The sequence below is a fragment of the Bacillus sp. SH5-2 genome, from assembly GCF_008368905.1.
Lineage (GTDB): Bacteria > Bacillota > Bacilli > Bacillales > Bacillaceae_G > Bacillus_A > Bacillus_A luti.
The window spans coordinates 1-2327 of record NZ_QOSD01000049.1 but is presented as its reverse complement, the minus strand read 5'-3'; the positions used below and the strand labels follow the sequence as shown (position 1 = coordinate 2327).

At 33.1% G+C, this 2327-nt stretch carries 2 protein-coding genes; both read left to right on the top strand.

The genetic code is table 11. From position 1 onward, the window contains the following. Positions 1 to 234: 234 nt before the first annotated feature. Positions 235 to 1194, top strand: a complete 960-nt coding sequence (locus tag DN410_RS27665) for an alpha/beta hydrolase (RefSeq protein WP_149178845.1) — start codon at positions 235 to 237, stop codon at positions 1192 to 1194. A 165-nt stretch (positions 1195 to 1359) separates the two neighbouring features. Then, positions 1360 to 2091 carry a DsbA family oxidoreductase gene (locus DN410_RS27660; RefSeq protein ID WP_149178844.1) on the top strand — a complete coding sequence of 244 codons (732 nt, stop codon included), beginning with the start codon at positions 1360 to 1362 and terminating at the stop codon, positions 2089 to 2091. Positions 2092 to 2327 lie beyond the last annotated feature (236 nt).

Here is a 2327-nt window from a genome sequence, read left to right as displayed (position 1 = left end):
GAATGACTCGTCTTTTTTGTATTTATAACTTTGTATTAACCTCAAGGTACCATTTTAAGTGATCCCTCTTCTTTTAATTCTCTTGTATTCAATTTCTTTCATCTTTTTCGATGTGTAGTTTAAGATTTTCTATTTTATTTTTTGTGGAAGCAATCTATCGGTGTGTTAAAATAGTACAGTTATTTTTTGAAGTACTTTAATATAGGGAGATTTAATTTTTAAAAAGGAGATAATATGAAAAAGATAGGTATAATTACTATAGTAGTCTTAGTCCTTCTAGCGATTGTGTATATGTTAGTTGGGAATTATTTTTATAACTATGCGTTGAATGCGAAACAAGAAAAAGAATTTTTGCAAGATAATCCTCATTTAGTAGAAACGGTAAATGCATCGGGAGATGTATTGGTTACAAATGAAGAAAAGAATGCGAACTTCGTATCAAAGTATAAGCCTAACACATTAACTATGCGTTCTTTCGATAAACTGAATTTAACAGGTTATGAATATATGAATGAACAATCTAGTCATAAATGGGCAATTGTAGTTCATGGATACAATGGTAGGGCATCAGAAATGACGAAATATATTCGTAACTTTTATGAACAAGGCTATAATGTCATAGCACCAGATCTTCGTGGGCACGGAAATAGTGAAGGAGATTATGTTGGTATGGGCTGGCATGACCGTAAAGACATTTTGATTTGGATTCAACAAATTGTAAAGAAAGACCCTAATGCCGAAATAGCGCTCTTTGGTGTTTCAATGGGCGGGGCAACTGTAATGATGACTTCAGGTGAAGATTTACCTTCTAATGTTAAAGTTATTATTGAAGATTGTGGATACTCAACTGTTATTGATGAATTTACTTATCAATTAAAAGATCTATTCCATTTGCCGAAGTTTCCTGTTATGAATGCGGCAAATACAGTTACAAAATTAAGAGCTGGATATGATTTAGAAGAAGCTTCAGCTATTAAACAAGTTGCGAAAAGTAAAACACCGATGCTCTTCATTCACGGGGATGCGGATACATTCGTTCCTTTTGAAATGTTAGATGAAGTGTATAATGCTGCAAAAGTAGAAAAAGAGAAATTAATTGTTCCAGGTGCTGGACATGGAGAAGCTGAGAAGATAGATTCAAGTACATATTGGAATACCGTATGGAAGTTCGTAGGGAGATATATTCCAGCATAATTAGATTTATATATGCGATAATCAGAAGGTAATACTTTTGATTATCGTTTTTCTATTTATAAATTCATTTTAGGTTTCAGTATATAAGGCTTGAAGCATAAATTTTTGAATTTCTTAGTGCCAGTGCTACAATGATTGGAAACTACATGTTAATGAGGTGTTTCTATGAAAATTGAAGTATGGTCAGATTTTGTATGTCCATTTTGCTATATTGGGAAACGTAGATTAGAAATGGCTTTAGAGCAATTTCCGCATAAGAAGGATGTTGAAGTTGAGTTTAAAAGTTTTGAATTAGATCAAAATGCTCCGATCTATTCTGGAACAAGTATTAATGAAGTACTTGCATCAAAGTATGGAATTAGTATTGAAGAAGCTAAGCGTAATAATGTACAACTAGGCAATCATGCAGCTAGTATGGGCTTAAGTTTTAATTTTGAAGAGATGAAGCCGACAAATACCTTTGATGCGCATCGTCTTGCGAAATTTGCAAAGGATCAAGGGAAAGAAAAAGAGATTACAGAAAACCTTCTTTTTGCATATTTCACTGAATCGAGAAATTTAAGCGATGTGGATACTCTTGCTACTATCGCTGAAGCATCAGGCTTAAATAAGCAGGAAGCTTTACATGTTATTAATGATAAAAGCGCATATGCAAATGATGTTAGAATTGATGAAGCGATTGCACAGCAATATCAAATTTCAGGGGTACCTTATTTTATTATTAATCAAAAGTATGCTATTTCAGGTGCACAACCACTTGAAACTTTTGTCGGTGCACTTCAGCAAGTATGGGAAGAGGAGAATCCTGCACCTAAGTTACAAGAATTCTCATCAGACGAAGGAAGCGATATGTCTTGTACTGATGGAAGTTGTTCGGTTCCATCAAAAGAACAATAGGTTTTTTAAGGGAATAGCAACCCATAGGGTGTTTTATGGGTTGCTTATATATTCTTATAGAAGAGATATATAAATAGATAATTTGATAACGTACAATGAGATTTATAAAAAATGAAGTTTTTTATAAAAACATATTGACGATTAGAGTATAGAGATGTAATATAGAACAAGTCGCCGATGCAATAACGCAGAACGCGGCAAACGAAATAAAAAACATAGTTGACATTAACTAACGA